This is a genomic window from Bradyrhizobium sp. AZCC 1719 (assembly GCF_036924525.1).
In the GTDB taxonomy this organism is placed as follows: Bacteria; Pseudomonadota; Alphaproteobacteria; order Rhizobiales; family Xanthobacteraceae; genus Bradyrhizobium.
Map to the genome: position 1 here is coordinate 6,413,559 of NZ_JAZHRU010000001.1, position 17,964 is coordinate 6,431,522.

The 17,964-nt window shown below is 62.1% G+C and carries 16 protein-coding genes; 4 read left to right on the forward strand and 12 right to left on the reverse strand.

Going from position 1 to position 17,964, the window contains the following annotated elements; genetic code table 11:
* Window positions 1-77: 77 nt before the first annotated feature.
* The 9 genes from V1292_RS30295 to V1292_RS30335 form a co-directional block, all read right to left on the reverse strand.
* Complete coding sequence (locus tag V1292_RS30295; protein WP_442895574.1) at window positions 78-2,543, reverse strand: TonB-dependent hemoglobin/transferrin/lactoferrin family receptor; 2,466 nt, start codon at window positions 2,541-2,543, stop codon at window positions 78-80.
* 394 nt (window positions 2,544-2,937) lie between these two features.
* Window positions 2,938-3,945 carry a FecR family protein gene (locus V1292_RS30300; protein ID WP_334376213.1) on the reverse strand — a complete coding sequence of 336 codons (1,008 nt, stop codon included), beginning with the start codon at window positions 3,943-3,945 and terminating at the stop codon, window positions 2,938-2,940.
* Between the two features lie 107 nt (window positions 3,946-4,052).
* Window positions 4,053-4,565 carry a sigma-70 family RNA polymerase sigma factor gene (locus tag V1292_RS30305; RefSeq protein WP_334376214.1) on the reverse strand — a complete coding sequence of 171 codons (513 nt, stop codon included), beginning with the start codon at window positions 4,563-4,565 and terminating at the stop codon, window positions 4,053-4,055.
* A 306-nt stretch (window positions 4,566-4,871) separates the two neighbouring features.
* Window positions 4,872-5,750, reverse strand: coding sequence for an energy transducer TonB family protein (locus V1292_RS30310; protein ID WP_334376215.1), 879 nt, complete (start codon window positions 5,748-5,750; stop codon window positions 4,872-4,874).
* Window positions 5,747-6,244 (reverse strand): TonB system transport protein ExbD, encoded by a 498-nt coding sequence (exbD, locus tag V1292_RS30315; RefSeq protein WP_334376216.1) that lies wholly within the window; start codon window positions 6,242-6,244, stop codon window positions 5,747-5,749. The genes V1292_RS30310 and exbD overlap by 4 nt, the downstream gene beginning before the upstream one ends.
* A 6-nt stretch (window positions 6,245-6,250) precedes the next feature.
* Complete coding sequence (gene exbB / locus V1292_RS30320) at window positions 6,251-7,336, reverse strand: tonB-system energizer ExbB (protein WP_334376217.1); 1,086 nt, start codon at window positions 7,334-7,336, stop codon at window positions 6,251-6,253.
* A gap of 449 nt (window positions 7,337-7,785) precedes the next feature.
* The gene (locus V1292_RS30325; RefSeq protein WP_334376218.1) at window positions 7,786-8,040 is read right to left on the reverse strand and encodes a hypothetical protein; all 255 of its coding nucleotides are present in this window, start codon (window positions 8,038-8,040) and stop codon (window positions 7,786-7,788) included.
* Window positions 8,041-8,473: 433 nt separating this feature from the next.
* On the reverse strand, window positions 8,474-9,835 hold the full coding sequence (locus tag V1292_RS30330; protein ID WP_334376219.1) for an NAD(P)H-dependent oxidoreductase: 1,362 nt from the start codon (window positions 9,833-9,835) through the stop codon (window positions 8,474-8,476).
* Window positions 9,836-9,871: 36 nt separating this feature from the next.
* Window positions 9,872-10,759 (reverse strand): LysR substrate-binding domain-containing protein, encoded by an 888-nt coding sequence (locus tag V1292_RS30335; RefSeq protein ID WP_334376220.1) that lies wholly within the window; start codon window positions 10,757-10,759, stop codon window positions 9,872-9,874.
* Window positions 10,760-10,936: 177 nt separating this feature from the next.
* On the opposite strand from V1292_RS30335, the gene V1292_RS30340 reads away from it, so the two are divergent.
* From V1292_RS30340 to V1292_RS30350, 3 genes are all read left to right on the forward strand, one after another.
* Window positions 10,937-11,689, forward strand: coding sequence for an SDR family NAD(P)-dependent oxidoreductase (locus V1292_RS30340; RefSeq protein WP_334376221.1), 753 nt, complete (start codon window positions 10,937-10,939; stop codon window positions 11,687-11,689).
* 74 nt (window positions 11,690-11,763) lie between these two features.
* Entirely contained in the window at window positions 11,764-12,612 is an 849-nt protein-coding gene (locus V1292_RS30345; protein ID WP_334376222.1) for a transketolase, read from the forward strand.
* Window positions 12,609-13,622 carry a transketolase family protein gene (locus V1292_RS30350; protein ID WP_334376223.1) on the forward strand — a complete coding sequence of 338 codons (1,014 nt, stop codon included), beginning with the start codon at window positions 12,609-12,611 and terminating at the stop codon, window positions 13,620-13,622. Before V1292_RS30345 ends, V1292_RS30350 begins: the two co-directional genes overlap by 4 nt.
* 115 nt (window positions 13,623-13,737) lie before the next feature.
* Here the strand turns inward: V1292_RS30350 and tenA are convergent, their stop codons facing one another.
* The gene (tenA, locus tag V1292_RS30355; RefSeq protein WP_334376224.1) at window positions 13,738-14,412 is read right to left on the reverse strand and encodes a thiaminase II; all 675 of its coding nucleotides are present in this window, start codon (window positions 14,410-14,412) and stop codon (window positions 13,738-13,740) included.
* A gap of 119 nt (window positions 14,413-14,531) precedes the next feature.
* Between tenA and V1292_RS30360 the strand changes: the two genes are divergently transcribed.
* Window positions 14,532-16,034 carry an AMP nucleosidase gene (locus tag V1292_RS30360; protein WP_334376225.1) on the forward strand — a complete coding sequence of 501 codons (1,503 nt, stop codon included), beginning with the start codon at window positions 14,532-14,534 and terminating at the stop codon, window positions 16,032-16,034.
* A gap of 25 nt (window positions 16,035-16,059) precedes the next feature.
* On the opposite strand, the gene upp is transcribed toward V1292_RS30360, so the two are convergent.
* Both upp and V1292_RS30370 read right to left on the reverse strand, forming a co-directional pair.
* Window positions 16,060-16,689 carry a uracil phosphoribosyltransferase gene (gene upp / locus V1292_RS30365; RefSeq protein WP_028350870.1) on the reverse strand — a complete coding sequence of 210 codons (630 nt, stop codon included), beginning with the start codon at window positions 16,687-16,689 and terminating at the stop codon, window positions 16,060-16,062.
* Between the two features lie 31 nt (window positions 16,690-16,720).
* Window positions 16,721-17,959 (reverse strand): URC4/urg3 family protein, encoded by a 1,239-nt coding sequence (locus V1292_RS30370; protein WP_334377210.1) that lies wholly within the window; start codon window positions 17,957-17,959, stop codon window positions 16,721-16,723.
* Window positions 17,960-17,964: the final 5 nt, after the last annotated feature.

Sequence of the window (17,964 nt, forward strand, 5' to 3'; positions counted from 1 at the left end):
TTCTTGTTTCCCTTTGCCTGTTTCATCTGTTCGTCCCAGGACGAACCTCGCATCCAGAGCCTGCGGCCGTGGAATTCCTAGAATTTGTAGTTGAGCGATACAGTTGCGGTTCGTCCGGGCGCGGCGAAGAAGTTGGCGCCAAGGGCCGGAGCGTAAGCAACGTCGGTGAGATTGGTGACCGCAAAGCGCAGCTTCGTCATCGGATCGAAGGCATAGGATCCGTAGATGTCGTAAACCCGGTAGCCAGCCATCTCGTAGCCGGTCCGAAGCGAGCCCAGCACCGGCTCCGTCTTCGAGACGTCGGTAACGCGTCCGCCCAACGTCAGCTTTTCGTCGAACAGGCGTACACCCGCATCAAGTGTGACCCGCAGCTTCGGTTGTTCGAAGATCACGGCGGCGCCCCTGCCGCTATTGATCGGGATGCTGTTTCCTGAAGGCGAGGTAAAGCTGTCGGCAAGTTCGGTATCGATGCGCGTCAGCGTGCCCCCGATGTAGATCACCCGGGCATCGTAGTTGCCCTCGATCTCGAGACCCTTCATGCGCGTCACGCCATCGAGATTCACGTATGAAGCATACTGCCGCTGGGCTTCCGAATTATAGATGTAGCCGAAACTGATATAGTCCGTGATCTCGCGATAGAAGCCGACAGCCTTGAAGCGGAAGGTGTCGCGCTCCGAAAATATTCCATTGCGAAAGATGTTCGCGCCGAGCTCATAAGTGTCGCCACGCTCCGGCCTGAGATACGGATTGGGCGCATAGCCATTGACGGCGGGCCCGTCGTGCCCGCCGTTGAGAAACGACTCCATGATGGTCGGCGGCCGGTAGCTCTTCGAGTATTTGACGAACGGCTGAAGCCAATCGACCGGCTTCACTGCGATGGTCATTGTCGGCAATAACGCTCCGCCGGAATTATCGACCTTGACGTCATGTCTCTTGTAGTATTTCGGCCCGTATATCGGCTCGGTTCGAGCGGGAATCCCAGGAGTGGGTCCAGTGCATCGGAAATTGGGCGGGAACGGCGGTGAAGGCCAGCAGACCCGCGGCGTAGGAGGTACACCAGGGATAACGACGTAACCTATGATGTCCTGCGTCTCGTTGCCGTAGATCGTCGTTGTTCCCTCCGCATGGTACCAGTCGTAACGCAAGCCACCTGAAACGGTCAGCCAATCGGTGGGCTCATATTTTGCATTGCCAAAACCACTGACGATGTCGCGCTTGCCACTCGGCGTGCCGCCCGAGAGCGTGCTTGAGTAGTCAGTGCCGTCGGCGGCTACAAAGCCACGTGTGAGAGTGGTCTTGCCGTCGTCGTTGAAAGCTTCCATGCCGTAGTTGAGAGCCAGGGCCCCCAAACCCGTGTCGAAGCGGCTGGTATTCTCGACGCTGCCGCCGAGCGTCCCCATGACGTAGTTCGACGGCCCGGTCGACAGGAGCGAGCCTTGCTCGACCTTGTTGTTCCTGAGGTTGTTGTAGTAGAGGCGAGCCTTCAGATCGATCAGCTCGCTATCGGGCTTCCAATCGAGCGCAGAGGTGAAGGTGTTATTGACAACCCCTTCCGTCGCCTTCTGCAGGTTGCCAATGCTCCCCGCGGAATCATAGTTTCCGGTGTTGAACCTGGAATCGTTCCGCACCCAGCCAAGCGTGACCTTGACGTCTTCCGTGACCTGCCCCTCGGCTTTCAGAATGCTGGAGCGGACCTCCTGACCGGAGAACAGCAACACATCCCCGGCATAGGTCGCCGCGCTACTGATGGTGCCGTTCTTGCCGATGTCATAGGCGCCGATATTCTTGTAGCTGATGCCGCCGAGAACGGAAAAGCGATCGGACAGGCGCACCGCAGCGGCCGTCGAACCGTCGAAATTGAACTGGTTGGTCCCGGTGGTGAGGTTGACCTGGCCACCGTACTGCTTGCCCGGCGCGATCAGGTCTTCCGCGAGAAGGGTTCGGAAGTTGACAGAACCGCCCAGCGCGCCGGCGCTGCCGACGCCGGATGTCGTGCTTTTCTCGATGTCGACGGCACGGATAAAGGCCGTATCGACGTAAGTGCGCTGCGTGGCGCCATGTGCGCTGCGCTGAAAGCTTTGCCGCGCGCCATCGATCATGGTGGCGATGCGATCCTGGTCCTGAAGGCCGCGGATATTGATGCTGATGCCCGGGTTCTGCGCTTCAGAGCGGTTGGCATAGACGCCGGCGACATTGTCGAGCAGGTCGCGAGCGTTGCGGGTTGGACTGCTCTCGATCGCCTCGCGCGAGATCACGCTGACGGCGGCCGGCGCCTGATAGACCCAGTCCGGCGTCCCCTGATAGCCGGACCCCGAAATGGCATTTCGGCCACCCGATATAACCAGTGGATCGAGCTGGGTTGCGCCGGGGATATATACCTCCGCCGCCGCCGACGACGTCGTCGCCCCGATAACGGCGGTGCGATCGGCCGTGACGCGAAACGTGATGCCCGTGTTTCGCAACATGAGCGCCAGCGCTTGCTCCGGTGTAAAGCTGCCGTTGACGGCATTCGATGTCAGCCCGCGCGACGTTGCGGCGGACAACGTCACCTGAAGGCCGGACTGGCGGCCAAAGGCATTGAGAGCAGCACCGAGTGGCTGCGCAGGAATGTTGAAGTTTCGTGGCGCTGCCGCGTCGCCACCCTGGACTTGAACTATTCCAGAATCGGGCGACGCCTGTGCGAATGCGCGCGAGGCGCTGTCCGCAGCAACTATCGCCGCAAGAAGACACGCAATACGCCTAGCGTTCGCAGAACTTTCATTGATTTTGTTGAAAATACTCGACTTAGAAACGCAAGCCACAACCCATACCTCAGCCCGTTGCTACGCATTCTTCTTTCGAAATGCGCTTCCCGACTAAAGACGATCGGCTCGATTATTTTTTTCAGGATTTGCCGCGCATTCGGCGCGAGAAACGACTTCGCAGTTTAGATTCGACTTAAAGTCGTGAAACGATGCGAGCGAAGCGGGAGACCTCGTGAACCTTGCCACCGTGCGGTTGCACCAGCGCACGCAGCGCACGGTCGGGATCGCGCAGGTCATACAGGCCGGTGACCGTCTGCTGCGCCAGCGTGATATCGGGAATTGCGATCCAGGCAGCGTGATAGCGCTGTATCTGTTCGACGACGGCGCCGATCGTTGCGTCGTTGACGAACAGCCTGCCCTCGCGCCATGCGCCAATATCCTCCGGTGCGATATCGCTCCTTGTCATCGCACCCGATTTGCGATCGATGACCAGCATCTGTCCCGGGGCCAGCACGGCGGGGGGCGTGCGTTGGGTCGCATTGGAGGAGACACCGACTGCCCCCCGTGCGAGCTCCACTTGCGTCGCCGATGATGAGAGACGAACATCGAAGGCCGTGCCCGTTACCTCGACCCTCACACCACTCGCCTCGACGACGAACGGCCGTCCCGGATTGCGAATCACATCGAAGAATGCTTCCCCCGCGAGCAAACGGACCTGACGCCGGTTGGCCGAAAAGTCCGTCTTTATGGCGCTGTCAGCAGCGAGATAGACGGTCGTACCATCTTCGAGTGTCACCAGCCGGCTTTGTGCAGTCGTGGTGAGATGGTCTGCCTCCAGCCGCACGAGAAGCGAGGGGACGGCAACGACAAGCAGACAGGCAGCCAGACCAATGGCTGAAACAGGCGCCGCCCACCGCCATCGCCGCCGCGGAACGCGGGACGCCTTGCCGACGCCAGAGGATGGCGCCTGCAACGATTGAGGCCGCCAGACATGCTCATATATCGGCTTCCCCTCGCCCAGCAGATGCCAGCTTTCCCGGACCCGGTGCCACGCAGCTCGGTGCTCGCTGGAGCGTGAAAGCCAGGCGTTGAAATCGTCCCGCACGCGCAAGTCGTCCGCCGCTTCCCGAAGACGCAACAGCCAATCGGCCGCTTCGTCCAGCAGGGCTTCGGGCTTGCCCCCATTCTTATTCAGCGACATCCCGTGATCCTCGTCCCGGAACCTCATCCCCAGAGCATGCGATCATGTCTCGCCTGCTCTGAATAGACGAATAGGTCGGAGCTCTTTTTCACACCGGGAGAATTATGTCACGTATGATCGCGACCAGTCCGCTTCGCGATATCCACCAGAGCCGCATGGATCATCCGGTGCACCGTTGCGACGGAGAGACCGAGATGCGCCGCAATGTCCTGAAGCTTATGCCCTCCAAAACGGTGCATTTCGACGGCAATCCTGGTTTCCGTCGGCATTTCAGCGAGCATCGCAGCGATCTGGCGGATGTCGTCGCGCAACAAGGCGCTCTGTTCCGGCGAGGCCTCAGGGCGCGGCATCGCCCAATAGGACGTCTCGTCGAGTGGATCCCGGCTTTCGAGCTTTTTGCGCCGCAGGAGATCGAGCGAGAGATTGCGGACGATGCGGTAGAGATAGGCTGCGGGTTGCTCGGGCACGTCGGCTGCTGGCCGTGGCGGCACGAATTTGAGGAACGCTTCCTGCACGATGTCCTCGGCGGTCTCGCGGGAGCCGAGAATTGGTGTCGCGTATTCGATCAGAGCTGCACGATGTGCGAGAAAGATTACGCTGCGGGTATCGCTCCCCTTCACGTCAAGCGCTCCACCGGAGGATTGGCGCAGGCCGATCGCGGGATTGCCAAAAGGTCGCGCAAATCACACCCCCACCTGCGATGTTCGTCGCATGCACGGTCGTCACACTAAGTGCTGGTCCCTCTCATCCCTGCCCGGACGTCAAAGCCTGGAATGCTCCACAGGCAGCTATCGCGAGGCCCCAACCCGCTTTCTCTCTAATGGTGCCTCAGGCGTTTCACAACTACGGATGTTTAGATAGGCTCCAAGCAGCAGATTTGGCTCGTCCTAAGATCGATCTATTGAATCTACGGGTATCGTCCCACTTCAGGGGTCGTATCGGATGGGAACGGTGAGCGTGAGGGCACTGTCTGCGACATCCGGCGGGGGTGCCGGCACGGGACTGGCACTGCGGGGCGTCGAAACAGCCTTCGCGTCCAGCACCGGATTTCCGGAGCTTCGGACGAGACGCGAACTCAATACGCCGCCCGAGCGGTTGATGACGAAAGCCACCACGGCCGTGCCCAATGCCCCGTTCGGGCTTCCACCTTTATGCCGAAGGAGGTGAGCGTTGACGCTGCTCCGCCATGTGGCGGGTGATGTCGAGGGACTGAAGGCCGAACTCGACGACGGCGCGGCCGCCCGATCCGCCCGCGGATTTGACGTCGCCAACGGCGCCGTGGTGCGATCTATCTTGCGGTCGTCCGGCTTCTTGCGCTCGGCCATCTTTTTTGGCGGTGGCTTCCTGGCGGCCTTCGGCTGCGGCGGTGGCGGCGTCAAGGTGGCTTCCGCATTCGCCACTTCCGGCAGCTTTGGCGCCTCGATTTCCGGCGGCGGTGTTGGCGGCAGCGGGACGTCCTCAACTGGCTTCTTCACCTCCATGACGACCGGCTCGGGCTTTTCCTCCGGCAGTTCGGCAGGCTTGTCGCTCTTTTCCTCCATCGGGGAAGGTTGCGCTTCAGTCATCCGTTCATCGGGCGGCAGTTGATCCGGCGGCGCTTCGGGCGCAACGGCCAGTGGCGCCAACTCCATCATCACAGCGGCTGGCGGTTCGCCCGCAGCCGAGGCTTCTTTCCGGTTGAGCACCAGCCATATCGCCCCCGCATGCAGCCCTACAACTGCGGCACCCGCCAGCGTCCATCGCAGCACGGAATGCAATGCGACACCATCTGGCCGCGCGTCGGGATCACGCCAGCCGAATCTCATGGCCGCTGCGCCGGCGCGGCCTGTTGCGCAGGGGATGACGCGCCGGACAACTGTCCGCCGATTGCGCGGCTCTGCCCGCTATCTTCCAGCCCAACCAGCGCGACCTTGAGATAGCCCGCATCGCGCAGCAGATTCATCACCCCCATCAAGTCGCGATAGGCGATCACGCCGTCGGCGCGCAGGAATATCCGCTGCTGGCGATCACTGCCCGTCTGCCTGTCGAGCGTCGCCTGCAACGCGCCACGCGGCACATCCTCGTTGCCGAGCGCCAGGGTGAGGTCCGGCTTGACGCTGAGAAAGATCGGCTTGTCCGGCCGGGCCTGCGGCGGCGCGCTGGAGACCGGCAACTCGACCGCCACATCGACGGTCGACAAGGGAGCGGCCACCATAAAGATGATAAGGAGGACAAGCATGACGTCGATAAAGGGCGTGACGTTGATCTCCGAGAGTTCGGCGAGGTCGCCGTCCTGCGGGTCCCTGAGCGAGACTGCCATGATCGCTCACTCCGCCGCCGATGCGATAGTGCTCATCTTCGGAACGGCATGGATGATCTTTGCGGGCGCAATGCCCTTCTCCTGCCGTTCCAGGTCGCGCGACATGTGCTGCAGGACTTCGCCCGAAGCGTCTGACAGCAATGCGCGGTAGCCGGCTATGGCGCGGGCAAAGACGTTATAGATGATCACCGCCGGAATAGCCGCGACAAGGCCGATGGCGGTCGCGAGCAATGCTTCGGCGATTCCGGGCGCAACGACGGCGAGGTTCGTCGTCTTCGATTGCGAGATGCCGATGAACGAATTCATGATACCCCACACCGTGCCGAACAGGCCGACGAACGGCGCCGTTGCGCCGATCGTCGCGAGAAGTCCGGTGCCCCGCGCCATGTCTCGGCTCGCTTTTGCCTCGATGCGGGACAGCGCTATCGCGAGACGCTCCTTGATCCCTTCGGCGGACAGATCGGTCGAGCGCTGCAGTTCCTGAAGCGCAGCATTGACCAGATCGGCGACGCGGCCATTCTTCGTCCATCCGGCATTGATCTCTCGTGATGCGTCTGCGAGGCTTTCGGCGCCACTCAGCTTGCGCGTGGCGCTACGGGCGTTGCGTTTGGCGCCTGTGAGTTCGACGCCCTTGGCCAACCACACCGTCCAGGTCAATAGCGATGCAAAGGCAAGGCCGACCATCACCACCTTCACGACCATGTCCGCCTGCATGAACATGCTCCACGGCGACAGATCGTGCGGAAGCGTCGCGGAGCCGGCTGCCGGGGCGACGACTGGCGCATTCGATGGTACCGGCGCAGCGGCCGGGGGTTCGGCCATTGCCGGTGACACCTGCGGCAGCGGCGCCGCCGATATCGCGGCGTCAGCGCCGACAGATGTCGCTGATGATGGCGATGTCACTGGCCGCTCCACACCGGGCGCGGGAGATGCAGGAGACGACGGCAGCGGCGATGCGGGTTGCGCCTGGGCCGTCGGCTCCCCTTCCTGGGCCGCCACTGGGCCGACAACACCGGCCGACACGACAAGCGCCATCAACGCCATCCGCCCAAACCTGCACCCTGTCTGCAGCGCTTCGGCCAGTTTCGTCATCTCGCCCATCATCGTTCAATCTTCCATTCTCGTTCAACCGCGCACGTCATGAGGCGCGTAAGCGCCTTTCACCGGCAGGGCCTGTATCAATATTATCGTCACGCCAGCCGCGGCCTTGCGGCTCCTCCAAGGTAAGACGTTTAAGGATGATGTTTTTCCCAGCGGTCGGGGTACTATTTTCGCGCAGCCGCCATTTGCCGACGGCACGCCTGCGTCAATTCTAGGCGCTGCGTACACTTATGCTTCGCACCAGCGAAATTTTAGAAACGCTCAAAATCGAGAAGGCGACCGACCGCGCCGAGATGGATTATTCCGGCAGCGGAACCGCTGCAGTATTGATCGTTCGGCCGTGAACATGAAAGGGACTTCCGGAGCGGGCCGTGGGCTCAACGTAGACGTCGAACCCCACCGATATGTACGAGATCGGCAGGGCTCGCGCGCATCATGGCTTATGCACGTCCGACAGCCTGCATGATACGCAGATCAGCAGATGGGATGGCTTCTATTGACGCGGCCAATGTCGCCTGCAGAACCGCGATATCGGTACGCGGATTTGGCTTCCAGCCGCAGGGACAACCGCCATCGGTGCCATGCTGATCGGCAACTTCCTTGTAGATTGCTCCGAGGGCGGACGCGGCGAGGTTCATCACCGTCATGGGCGGAAGCTGACTGGTACGAAGAACGTCGCAGAAGGCGGCCATCATGGACCGATGCATCTCTGCGCCTGCAGACTCGTTGTCGGGGCCTGACTGCGTCACTGCTCGCCTCCTCTTCTTTGTCTCGTCATGACGGGCAGCCGCGGCAATCCCGATGCGCTGAGAAGAGCTCCGCGCATCGACCCCATCAATGCCGAGGACCGTTACGCCCTGTTGTAGTCGCCATCAAGCCATCGGGCGTCTAATAGCAATTTGAAACATTCGAAATCTGGAAGCGCGGGCGCCTTGCCGTTGCATGTCAATCGCTTAGACAACTTCTAAGTCCGATTCTGTTTTGCTGGACGGACGGCGCCTCCGCCGCCGGCGTCCGAGCCGCACGATCATGCGATGGGAATTGTAGTAACGGGAAGACTAACGCGTAGCGACCGCGGGCATTGGAGGCGTCGGGCCGCCGCGGTTGGCGCATTGACAGAGCAACAAGCTAGGCGCGTTTTCGTGTAGCGGCCGGGGAATAGAGCGCCTCCTGCTCGCGTCGGATACGCACTGCGGGCAGCGTCTCGTCGATCGCTACATCGGCCCAGGTGATGCAGGAGTCTTTGGCCACTGGCCGGATCAGTCGCACATTGTGAGCAAGGCCCAGCGGCAGATATCCCTTCGCCAGCGATGTGCTGGCAGGCGTTAGCTTTCCGAAGACGGTGTAACCTCCTTCCCCATCGAGCATATCCCCCGGACGCAAATCCTTCTTCGCGGTAGCGGCAACATCGGCATTGAAGCTAGTTGCAACACCCGTCGGTTCGCCGCGAAGTGCGATGGCTGCAACCGAAATTCCGAGTTCCAGACCGATGAGGTGCCATTTCTTGTAGGAGCTCATGTAACGGCCAGTCGGATCCGTGACGACCTTGTACTCCTCGAAGCAATTGCGGATGTATTCACTGTCGCCTTCGAAGCAAACCCAAACGCCCTTTCGAATATCGTTGGGGATCAGAGCGCCGTCGGCCGTGAGGCAGGACACGACCTCGACTTGACCCTTGGCCTCCAACACTCCTCCTTCAGAGCGGGGGCGCATCAGCGTAGGAATGTCGTCGACTGATCCCGGAGGGAACGCAAGCCCCTGCGACGGCGCCTCTAGGCCGGTCGCGTTCGCTATCGCAGCGGATTCGATCGCCGGCTTCGATCCGTCAAGGAAAGCGTTGAACATCTTCGGGTTCATGCCACCGCGTGCAGCCTGCTCGGCGGTCAGCCCCCAGTGATCCCAGACCGTTTCAGGCGTCGATTCCCGATATTGCGGCAGCCATTTGTGACCGCGACCAGCCGCGACCACTGGGAAGCCGCATGCCCTCGCCCAGTCAACGAGATCACAAGCCAAAGCCGGTTGATCGCCATAGGCAAGGCTGTAAATCACACCTGCCTGCCTGGCTTTATGCGCCAGGATCGGTCCGCAGAACGCATCAGCTTCGACCGTCACGTTGATGATCGGCTTGCCGGCCGAAAATGCTGCCAGACAATGTTCGACGGCAGCCACCGGGTTACCGGTGCATTCGGCAATCAGGTCAATGCCGTGGTAATTGACAAGCGCTTCCCAGTTGTCGGTCAGGAAGGTCGAGCCATTCTCAAGGGCATCATCAAGAGAGACTGCGCCATACCGCTCCTCGGTCCATCCGACGCGCTTCAGGTTCTCGATCGCACGAGATGGCGATAGATCGGCGATGCCGACGAGGTGCACACCGGGCGTACGCAGAACCTGATGAAGGTACATCGCCCCGAACTTTCCCGCACCGATCAACCCGACCTTGATCGGGCGTCGCACTGCTTCGCGCTCGAGGAGTTTTGCGTAGAGGTTCACGATGTCTCTCCAGTCATTAAGTAGCGCTGCCTTGTTTCAGATCTTTGGCGGAGGCAGGCTCAACTCCTGCGTCAGCCAGTGCGTGAACATCCGAACCGATCGGCGGGCCTTGGCCACACGTGGAAAGACGAGGTAGTGCCCGACATAGCCCACGTCCTTCGCCCGCCCAGCGAGCGGAGCGACGAGCTGGCCGGCCGCAATCTCACGCTCCGCTAGACGCGTCGATTCCAGGGCGACGCCGAGTCCGTCGACGGCTGCGGCGATGGCCATGAAGGACCGGTCGAAGCGCGAGCCACGGGGAGCCGGAGGAGCGATCTCGTTCGCATCGAACCAGCTATTCCACCGCACGCGCTTGTTGTCGCTTTCGATGAGCTTCGCGTCGAGGAGATCCTTCGCTGAGGTGATCTGCGCGGCAAGATCCGGCGCGCAGAGAGGAGTGACGGTCTCCTCGCCGAGCGGGATGACGATCAATCCCTCCTGCCGCGGTGGCCCGTAGCAGATGTCGGCGTCGAACTCGTCGTGCTCAAACCGCGGATAGTCGACCCCGGCCGCAAGCCGCACCTCGAGCCCGGGTTGCTTGGCCAAAAGATCTCGCAGGCGCGGCATGAGCCATTGCGCGGCCATGGACGGCGCGCAGTGCAACCGCAGCAGGTTGCCGGAGCGCGAGCCGACGGTCTCGATGCCTTGCCGCATCTCGTCGAAGCCAGACGCGACGTGGCGCATCAGCGCTTCGCCCGCCGTGTTGAGATGGACGGCACGGTTTTGCCTGTCGAACAGCACCGCACCCATCAGGCTTTCCAGCTTGCGAACCGCGTGGCTGACCGCGCTCGGCGAAATGCCGAGCTCTTCGCCGGCTGCCCGAAAGGAGCCCGTCCGGGCTGCGGCCTCGAAGGCCTGGAGCGCGGAAAGCGGCAAGCGTCTCATGTCTTCCTCAGGAACTCGAATCCCCGACGTTTTGATGATTGCGGATACCGGCCGACCATCGTGAGGAGGCCGGCAGGATGAATTCAGTTCATCAAATAGCGCAATTTTTGCGTCTTTCCCATAGGAAAAGGCGAGTCAATATCACGCAACAAAAATCACACCAGTTCGAGGGATGAAATGCTGCTTCAAAACAAGACTGCCGCGATTTCAGGCGCCGCCAGCGCTCGAGGCATCGGCTTGGCCACGGCGAAGCTTTTCGCGAGTCATGGCGCGCGCATCGCCATCCTCGATATCGACGAGACGGCCGCGCAAAGGGCCGCCGCCGAGCTCGGCCCGCAGCATATCGGCCTCGGCTGCGATGTCGCGAACAAGGCGTCCTGTCAGGCCGCCGCCGACAAGGTCATCAAGGCCTTCGGTCAGCTCGATATCCTGATTAACAATGCGGGCGTCACCCAACCGGTGAAGACGCTGGAGATCGACGAGGCGAGCTGGGATCGCATACAGGACATCAATTGCAAGGGTGTGCTTTTCCTGAGCCAGGTCTTCATCCCGCATATGCAGGCGCGCAAGCAGGGTTCGATCGCCTGCATGTCCTCCGTCTCGGCGCAACGCGGCGGCGGCATCTTCGGCGGTCCGCACTATTCCTCGGCGAAGGCGGGCGTACTCGGACTCGCCAAGGCGATGGCGCGCGAATTCGGGCCGGACGGCATCCGCGTGAACTGCGTGACGCCGGGCCTGATCCAGACCGACATCACCGGCGGCAAGCTGACCGACGAGATGCGCAGGGAGATTATCAAGGGGATCCCGCTCAACCGGCTCGGCGACGCGAGCGACGTGGCGGGCATCTACCTGTTCCTCGCCTCCGATCTCTCGGCCTACGTCACGGGCGCGGTGATCGACGTCAATGGCGGCATGCTGATCCACGGCTGAGCGGCAGCCACCGGCTCCGGCCGGCAATCCTCGCCACTGTCGCCAATGCTTACCTTCAAGAAGGCTCAGTACTCATGAGAACCGCTCCACTCGGCCACAACGTTTCGCTTGAACGCCGTGCCTGGAATATCCGGCGCCATGCCGTCCTGATGGGCGAGGTGCAAGGGCAAGGATACATCGCGCAGGCGCTGGATGTCGCCGACATCCTGGCCACCGCCTATTTCCACGCTATGCGCTACCGGCCCAACGATCCCGGCTGGGAGGAGCGCGATCGTTTCCTTCTCTCCAACGGCCATTACGCAATTGCCCTGTACGCAGCGTTGATCGAGGCCAGGATCATTCCGGAGGACGAGCTAGAAACCTATGGCTCCGACGAAAGCCGCCTGCCGATGTCCGGCATGGCGAGCTACACGCCCGGCATGGAGATGTCGGGCGGCTCGCTCGGACTCGGGCTGTCCATCGCGGTCGGCAAATGCCTCGGCCTCAAGCGGAAGGGTTCCGACAGCCGCGTCTATACGCTGTTCTCCGATGGCGAACTGGACGAAGGCTCGGTCTGGGAGGCGATCATGTCCGCCGCCCATTACAAGCTCGACAACCTGATCGCCATCGTCGACGTCAACAACCAGCAGGCCGACGGCCCCTCGACCGCCGTCATGGGCTTCGAGCCGCTGAAGGAGAAGCTCGAGGCCTTCGGCTGGTTTGTCCAGCGCATCGACGGCAACGATCTTGCGGCGGTGCGCACTGCCTTCGATGCAGCCAAGGCGCAGCACGGCCAGGGCAAGCCCAGCATGATCATCGCCGACACGCTGATGGGCAAAGGCGTGCCCTTCCTCGAGGCGCGCGAGAAGAACCATTTCATCCGCGTGGAAGCCCATGAATGGCGGCTTGCGCTCGACGCACTCGACGAGAGGAAGCCTTCATGAAGCCCGCAGCTCCGAAGACCGACGCCGGCAAGCCGCGCCTCACCACCTCCGCGATGATCGCCTCGATCGCGGGCGAAGGGCAGCGAACGAAGCCAGCTCCATTCGGCCACGCGCTCGCCGAGTTGGCGAAAGAGGACGGCTCGATCCTCGGCATGACCGCCGATCTTGGCAAGTACACCGACTTGCACATCTTCGCGCAGGCCTTTCCCGATCGCTACTACCAGATGGGGATGGCGGAGCAGTTGCTGTTCGGTGCCGCCTCCGGACTGGCAGCGGAAGGCTTCACGCCCATCGCGACGACCTATGCCGTGTTCGCCTCGCGCCGCGCCTACGACTTCATCCACCAGACGATCGCGGAGGAAGACCGCAATGTGAAGATCGCCTGCGCGCTGCCGGGACTCACCTCAGGCTACGGTCCCTCCCATCAGGCGACCGAAGACCTCGCCCTGTTCCGCGCCATGCCGAATATGGTGGTGATCGATCCTTGCGACGCGCACGAGATCGAGCAGGTCGTGCCGGCAATGGTGCGCCACAAGGGACCGGTCTACATGCGCCTCCTGCGTGGGCAGGTTCCGCTCGTGCTCGACGAGTACGGCTACAGCTTCGAACTCGGGAAGGCCAAGCTGCTGCGGGACGGGTACGAGGTCCTCTTCATCTCCTCGGGCATCATGACGATGCGTGCGCTGGAAGCCGCGAAGGCGCTGATGAGCGACCGGATCGATGCCGGTGTCCTGCACGTGCCGACAATCAAGCCGCTCGATGCCGCAACGATCTTGGCCTGCTGCGCAAAGCCCGGCCGACTCGTCGTGGTTGCCGAGAACCACACGGTCAATGGCGGCCTGGGCGAGGCTGTCGCCGGCCTGCTGATGCGCGAAGGGGTGCATCCGGCCTTTCGCATGGTCGGTCTGCCGGACGAATTCCTCGCGGCGGGCGCGTTGCCAACGCTGCACGACCGCTACGGCATATCGACGGAAGCGCTCTGCGCCAGGGTCAAAGGGTGGCTGAAATAGCCTGAGAAACGCTGCAGCTCCCGGCAAGTGGAGCGCAGGATCGGAAGGGCGGCCCGCTTTCGACGACCGTCATACTCGCTCAACTTGAAAACCAAACGTATTACGCCGTCACTGACTATTGTGCACGCTGGCCCGCGCGCCAGCCCATCTCCCAGAAGTCCGACTCGAGTCGGGTCGCTTCCTTGAAGATCGCGATCAGCTCGGCCTCGCGGGCGGGCGTGGCGTAAAGATCGGCGAGATTCTCCAAGTGAGCCCGCGCTTTCGCCGCGACGTCCTGGTATGGCGCGCCGGCATATTCGGTGATCCAAACGCGATATGGGTTCGTTGCAGCGAGCGCATCTGGTCGCGACGCAAGCCGCGTCGCAATCTCCGCGTAGCCGATCACGCAGGGAGCAAGCGCCACCTTGAGTGCCAACAGATCGCTGCGCATTCCGGCGTCAAGTACGTAGCGTGTGTAGGCCAGCATCTCGACGGCAGGCGGGGCCTGTTCGAGATCGCCGGGCGACAGGCCCCAGCCGGCGCACAGCTTCACATGCAGGTTCATCTCGACGTCGAGGATGGCCGAGAGGCCGGCGGCCGCTTCACGCATGTCGGCAAGCTTGGGCGACTTGTAGACGGCGAGCGCGTAGGCGCGGGCAAACTCGATGAGGAAAAGGTAGTCCTGGACGAGGTAGTGGCGAAACGCCGCCTCGGCGAGCGAACCGTCCGCCAACCCGTTCGTGAAGGGATGCTCGGTGTAGGCCCGCCACTCGGCGGATGCTGCCGTCTTTAGGCGCTCGAAGAAACTCATGATCTCTTACCGGGTTTGCTTTCCAGGAATGTCTTGTCGCTACTGCTGACGCGCCGTGGGCCGGGAAGGTTCCCTTACCAAGCCTCCCCAAGGCGGGTCCAAGATACTACGTTAGGGTCATGAAGAATCACGGCCGTCCCCAAGCCATCGGGCCAATAGCCACGCCAGAGCCCTTCGTGCGGCAAAGCTTCGACGACGCACGCAAGGCGGTCGCGGCTTTGCGATCACTTTATGCCCGAAACACCCAGTTCCTGCGCGATTCCTTCGCCGCGCTCGCGGCTGGCAGCGACAGTAACCGGCGATACCGGGCGTTCTACCCGGAAATCAGCGTCACCACGAGCTCATACACCCAGGTCGATGCCCGTCAGTCCTATGGCCACATGCCGACGCCCGGGCACTACTCGACCACGATCACCCAGCCGGACCTGTTCGAAACCTATCTCATCGAGCAGCTCGATTTGATCATGCGCAACCATGGCGTTCCGGTCGTCGTATCGGAATCGGAAACCCCCATCCCGCTGCATTTTGCTTTTCAGGAAGGCACCTACGTTGACGGCGCCGCCGCCAGGAACATCAAGCGACCGATCCGAGACCTGTTCGACGTTCCAGATCTTGATGGAACCGACGATCAGATCGCCAATGGCACATACGAATCACCGGCCGGCCAGCCAAGGCCGCTGGCGCAATTCACCGCGCAGCGCGTCGACTATTCCCTGCATCGCCTGCAGCACTACACGGCCACCAGCCCAAACCACTTTCAGAACTTCGTGTTGTTCACCAACTACCAATTCTACATCGACGAATTCTGTGCTCGCGCCAGGGACCTGATGGCGAATGGCGATACCGGCTATACTGAATTCGTCGAGCCCGGCAACGTCATCATCAGGCGCGGCGAACAGCGACCGGCCGCCGGCGTCACAACGGCGCGCCTGCCGCAAATGCCGGCATATCATCTGAAGAGGCCGGACTACGCAGGCATCACCATGGTCAATATCGGTGTCGGGCCCGCGAACGCCAAGACGATCACCGACCATATCGCCGTGCTCAGGCCGCATGCGTGGCTCATGCTCGGGCACTGTGCCGGATTGCGCGATACCCAGGCGCTGGGCGACTACGTGCTGGCGCATGCTTACATGCGGGAGGATCATGTTCTCGACGACGATCTCCCGCTATGGGTGCCCCTTCCCGCGCTGGCTGAAATCCAGGTCGCGCTCGAGGAGGCCGTGGCGGAAGTGACCGGGCTATCGGGATATGACTTAAAGCGCGTCATGCGCACCGGCACCGTTGCTTCCATCGATAATCGCAATTGGGAATTGCGCGACCGGCGTGGTCCGATCCAGCGGCTCTCGCAGTCGCGCGCCATTGCGCTCGACATGGAATCGGCGACCATCGCCGCCAACGGGTTCCGCTTCCGCGTACCCTACGGCACCTTGCTGTGCGTGTCCGACAAGCCGTTGCACGGAGAACTGAAGCTGCCCGGCATGGCCACCGAATTCTACAAGCGGCAGGTCGCCCAGCATCTGACCATCGGCATCCGCACGATGGAGAAGTTGGCGGACATGCCGTTGGAGCGGCTGCACTCGCGCAAGCTCAGAAACTTCTCGGAAACGGCCTTCCAGTAAGGCGCGCCGAGAGCTGTTCGGGGCCTTATCGCGTCCCGTAGGCGCGGTCGCCCGCATCACCGAGGCCTGGCAGGATAAAGGCGTTTGCATCGAGCCCCTCGTCGATACCGGCCGTCCACAACCGCACATCGGGATGCAGGCCTCGGAAGCGCTCCACACCTTCCGGCGCGGCAAGCAGGCATACCAGCCGAATATCCTTCGCGCCGCGTTCCTTCAGCCGATCCACCGCCGCCACAGCCGTGTTCGCCGTCGCAAGTACCGGTGACACCACGATTGCCAGCCGCTCGTGAAGATCGGACGGCGATTTGAAGAAATATTCGACCGCCACGAACGAATGCGGTTCGCGGTAGAGCCCGATATGCGCGACGCGGGCGGTCGGAACGAGGTCCAGCATTCCGTCGACAAAGGTCACCCCTGCCCGCAACACCGGCACGAAAACCAGTTTCTTACCCGCGATCTTGGCGGAGTGCATTCGTGCAAGCGGAGTCTCGACCTCCACATCGGTTAGCGGCAGGTCGCGCGTCACCTCGTAACAAAGCAGCATCCCGATCTCCTTGAGGAGCTCGCGAAAAGACTTGGTCGAAATCGTCTTGTCGCGGATCAGCGTAAGCTTGTGCTGGACCAACGGGTGATCCACGATCGTAACGCCTTCCATGCTTTGCTCCCAGAAATCGCCAAAACAAGCCCTAGAAAACCGTACCGTCGCTACTGACCTTGAGGGGTGGCGAACCGTCGGGCCGGCGTGCGAACGCCAGCGCCCTGCCCGCCGCCCAGGTGCCGCCTTCCAGAATCTTCGCCAGTGGAAGAGAGACCGCGTCAAGACCAACGCGTTGCCGCAACAGATCCGCCAGCCGGTCCAGCAGCGCGACGGTCAGCGCCCTCCACTCGACCACAAGCGTCGAGGCGACATCATGTTCGCGTTGCGCGTCCGTGGGGTCGCGAAGCACCAGCACCCCGGCGTCGACGAACAATCCGCCGTTGCGGTATTCCGCGAGGCCCGTCAGGCCGTCGATATCCCTTACCTGCAGCCCCGCCCGCTGTATCGGCTCGATCAGCGAATACGACAGCCACTGCGAGAGCTTGTGCAGCGGCACCAGTTCGCTGGTCGCATCCTCGGTCTTGAGCGCCGGATGATGCCAGCAATCTCCTAACGGAATTCCGCCCAGCGTTATACGCGACGGCCAGATCGGCCCCAGTTGGCGCAAAAGTTCTGACAAAATCGTCGAGGCAGCGATCACCCCCGCGTCGGCCGTCCCTGTGAGGTGATCGAACAATCCACCCGGCCGAGCCGTGTCGTCGCGGGCGAAAATCTGCGGCAACGCCGATGCTTCTTCGCCGAGCCGGCGAAGAAGGTTGATGCGGCCCTCGAGGCCAACCAATGGATTGTCGTCCGCAACCTGAAAGCCAGCCTGCAGATCGGCAACGGTCAGCCGCTGAAGCACAGCGGCATCCGCTCGCAAAGGTTCGTCAGCCTTCGCTGAGAAGACGCCGCGCGCAAACATGTCCAGACTGGCAAGCGCCAGCCCCTCCGACCGGCCGATACTTTCCCCCGTCAAGGGATCGCGATAGCGCCACGACGGGCCTGCTCCGGCGTCAAGCAGCACGCTGATTATGGCAAGGTCAAACTCGGCGCGGGCGCGCTCTTTGCTATCGCGCCAGTTCCTGGCGTCGGCAAGCGCCGCCCAGCGATCGATGCCGCCGACGACAAAATGGCGCCAGCGCGAATGAAAGGGAACATCGAACGTCGGATAGGCTTTGCGCGTTGTCGCAAGCACGAGATCAACCGCCTCGTCGAGCCGGCCGAGATCGACTTTGAAATGCTGAAGCTGGTCGTTCAAGCCGATTTCCAGCATCCGGTGCGCGCGACTGCGCACCGCTTCCGCACTTAAAAGAGATAAGCCGCCTGCCCTCACGTCTGCTGTCACGATCA

Coding starts and splice junctions, on each gene's coding strand:
- V1292_RS30335 (WP_334376220.1), bottom strand. CDS start 10,759: ATGAGACGCTTGCCGCTTTCCGCGCTCCAGGCCTTCGAGGCCGCAGCC.
- exbB (WP_334376217.1), bottom strand. CDS start 7,336: ATGACGAAACTGGCCGAAGCGCTGCAGACAGGGTGCAGGTTTGGGCGG.
- upp (WP_028350870.1), bottom strand. CDS start 16,689: ATGGAAGGCGTTACGATCGTGGATCACCCGTTGGTCCAGCACAAGCTT.
- tenA (WP_334376224.1), bottom strand. CDS start 14,412: ATGAGTTTCTTCGAGCGCCTAAAGACGGCAGCATCCGCCGAGTGGCGG.
- exbD (WP_334376216.1), bottom strand. CDS start 6,244: ATGGCAGTCTCGCTCAGGGACCCGCAGGACGGCGACCTCGCCGAACTC.
- V1292_RS30360 (WP_334376225.1), top strand. CDS start 14,532: ATGAAGAATCACGGCCGTCCCCAAGCCATCGGGCCAATAGCCACGCCA.
- V1292_RS30310 (WP_334376215.1), bottom strand. CDS start 5,750: ATGAGATTCGGCTGGCGTGATCCCGACGCGCGGCCAGATGGTGTCGCA.
- V1292_RS30350 (WP_334376223.1), top strand. CDS start 12,609: ATGAAGCCCGCAGCTCCGAAGACCGACGCCGGCAAGCCGCGCCTCACC.
- V1292_RS30325 (WP_334376218.1), bottom strand. CDS start 8,040: ATGATGGCCGCCTTCTGCGACGTTCTTCGTACCAGTCAGCTTCCGCCC.
- V1292_RS30300 (WP_334376213.1), bottom strand. CDS start 3,945: ATGTCGCTGAATAAGAATGGGGGCAAGCCCGAAGCCCTGCTGGACGAA.
- V1292_RS30345 (WP_334376222.1), top strand. CDS start 11,764: ATGAGAACCGCTCCACTCGGCCACAACGTTTCGCTTGAACGCCGTGCC.
- V1292_RS30340 (WP_334376221.1), top strand. CDS start 10,937: ATGCTGCTTCAAAACAAGACTGCCGCGATTTCAGGCGCCGCCAGCGCT.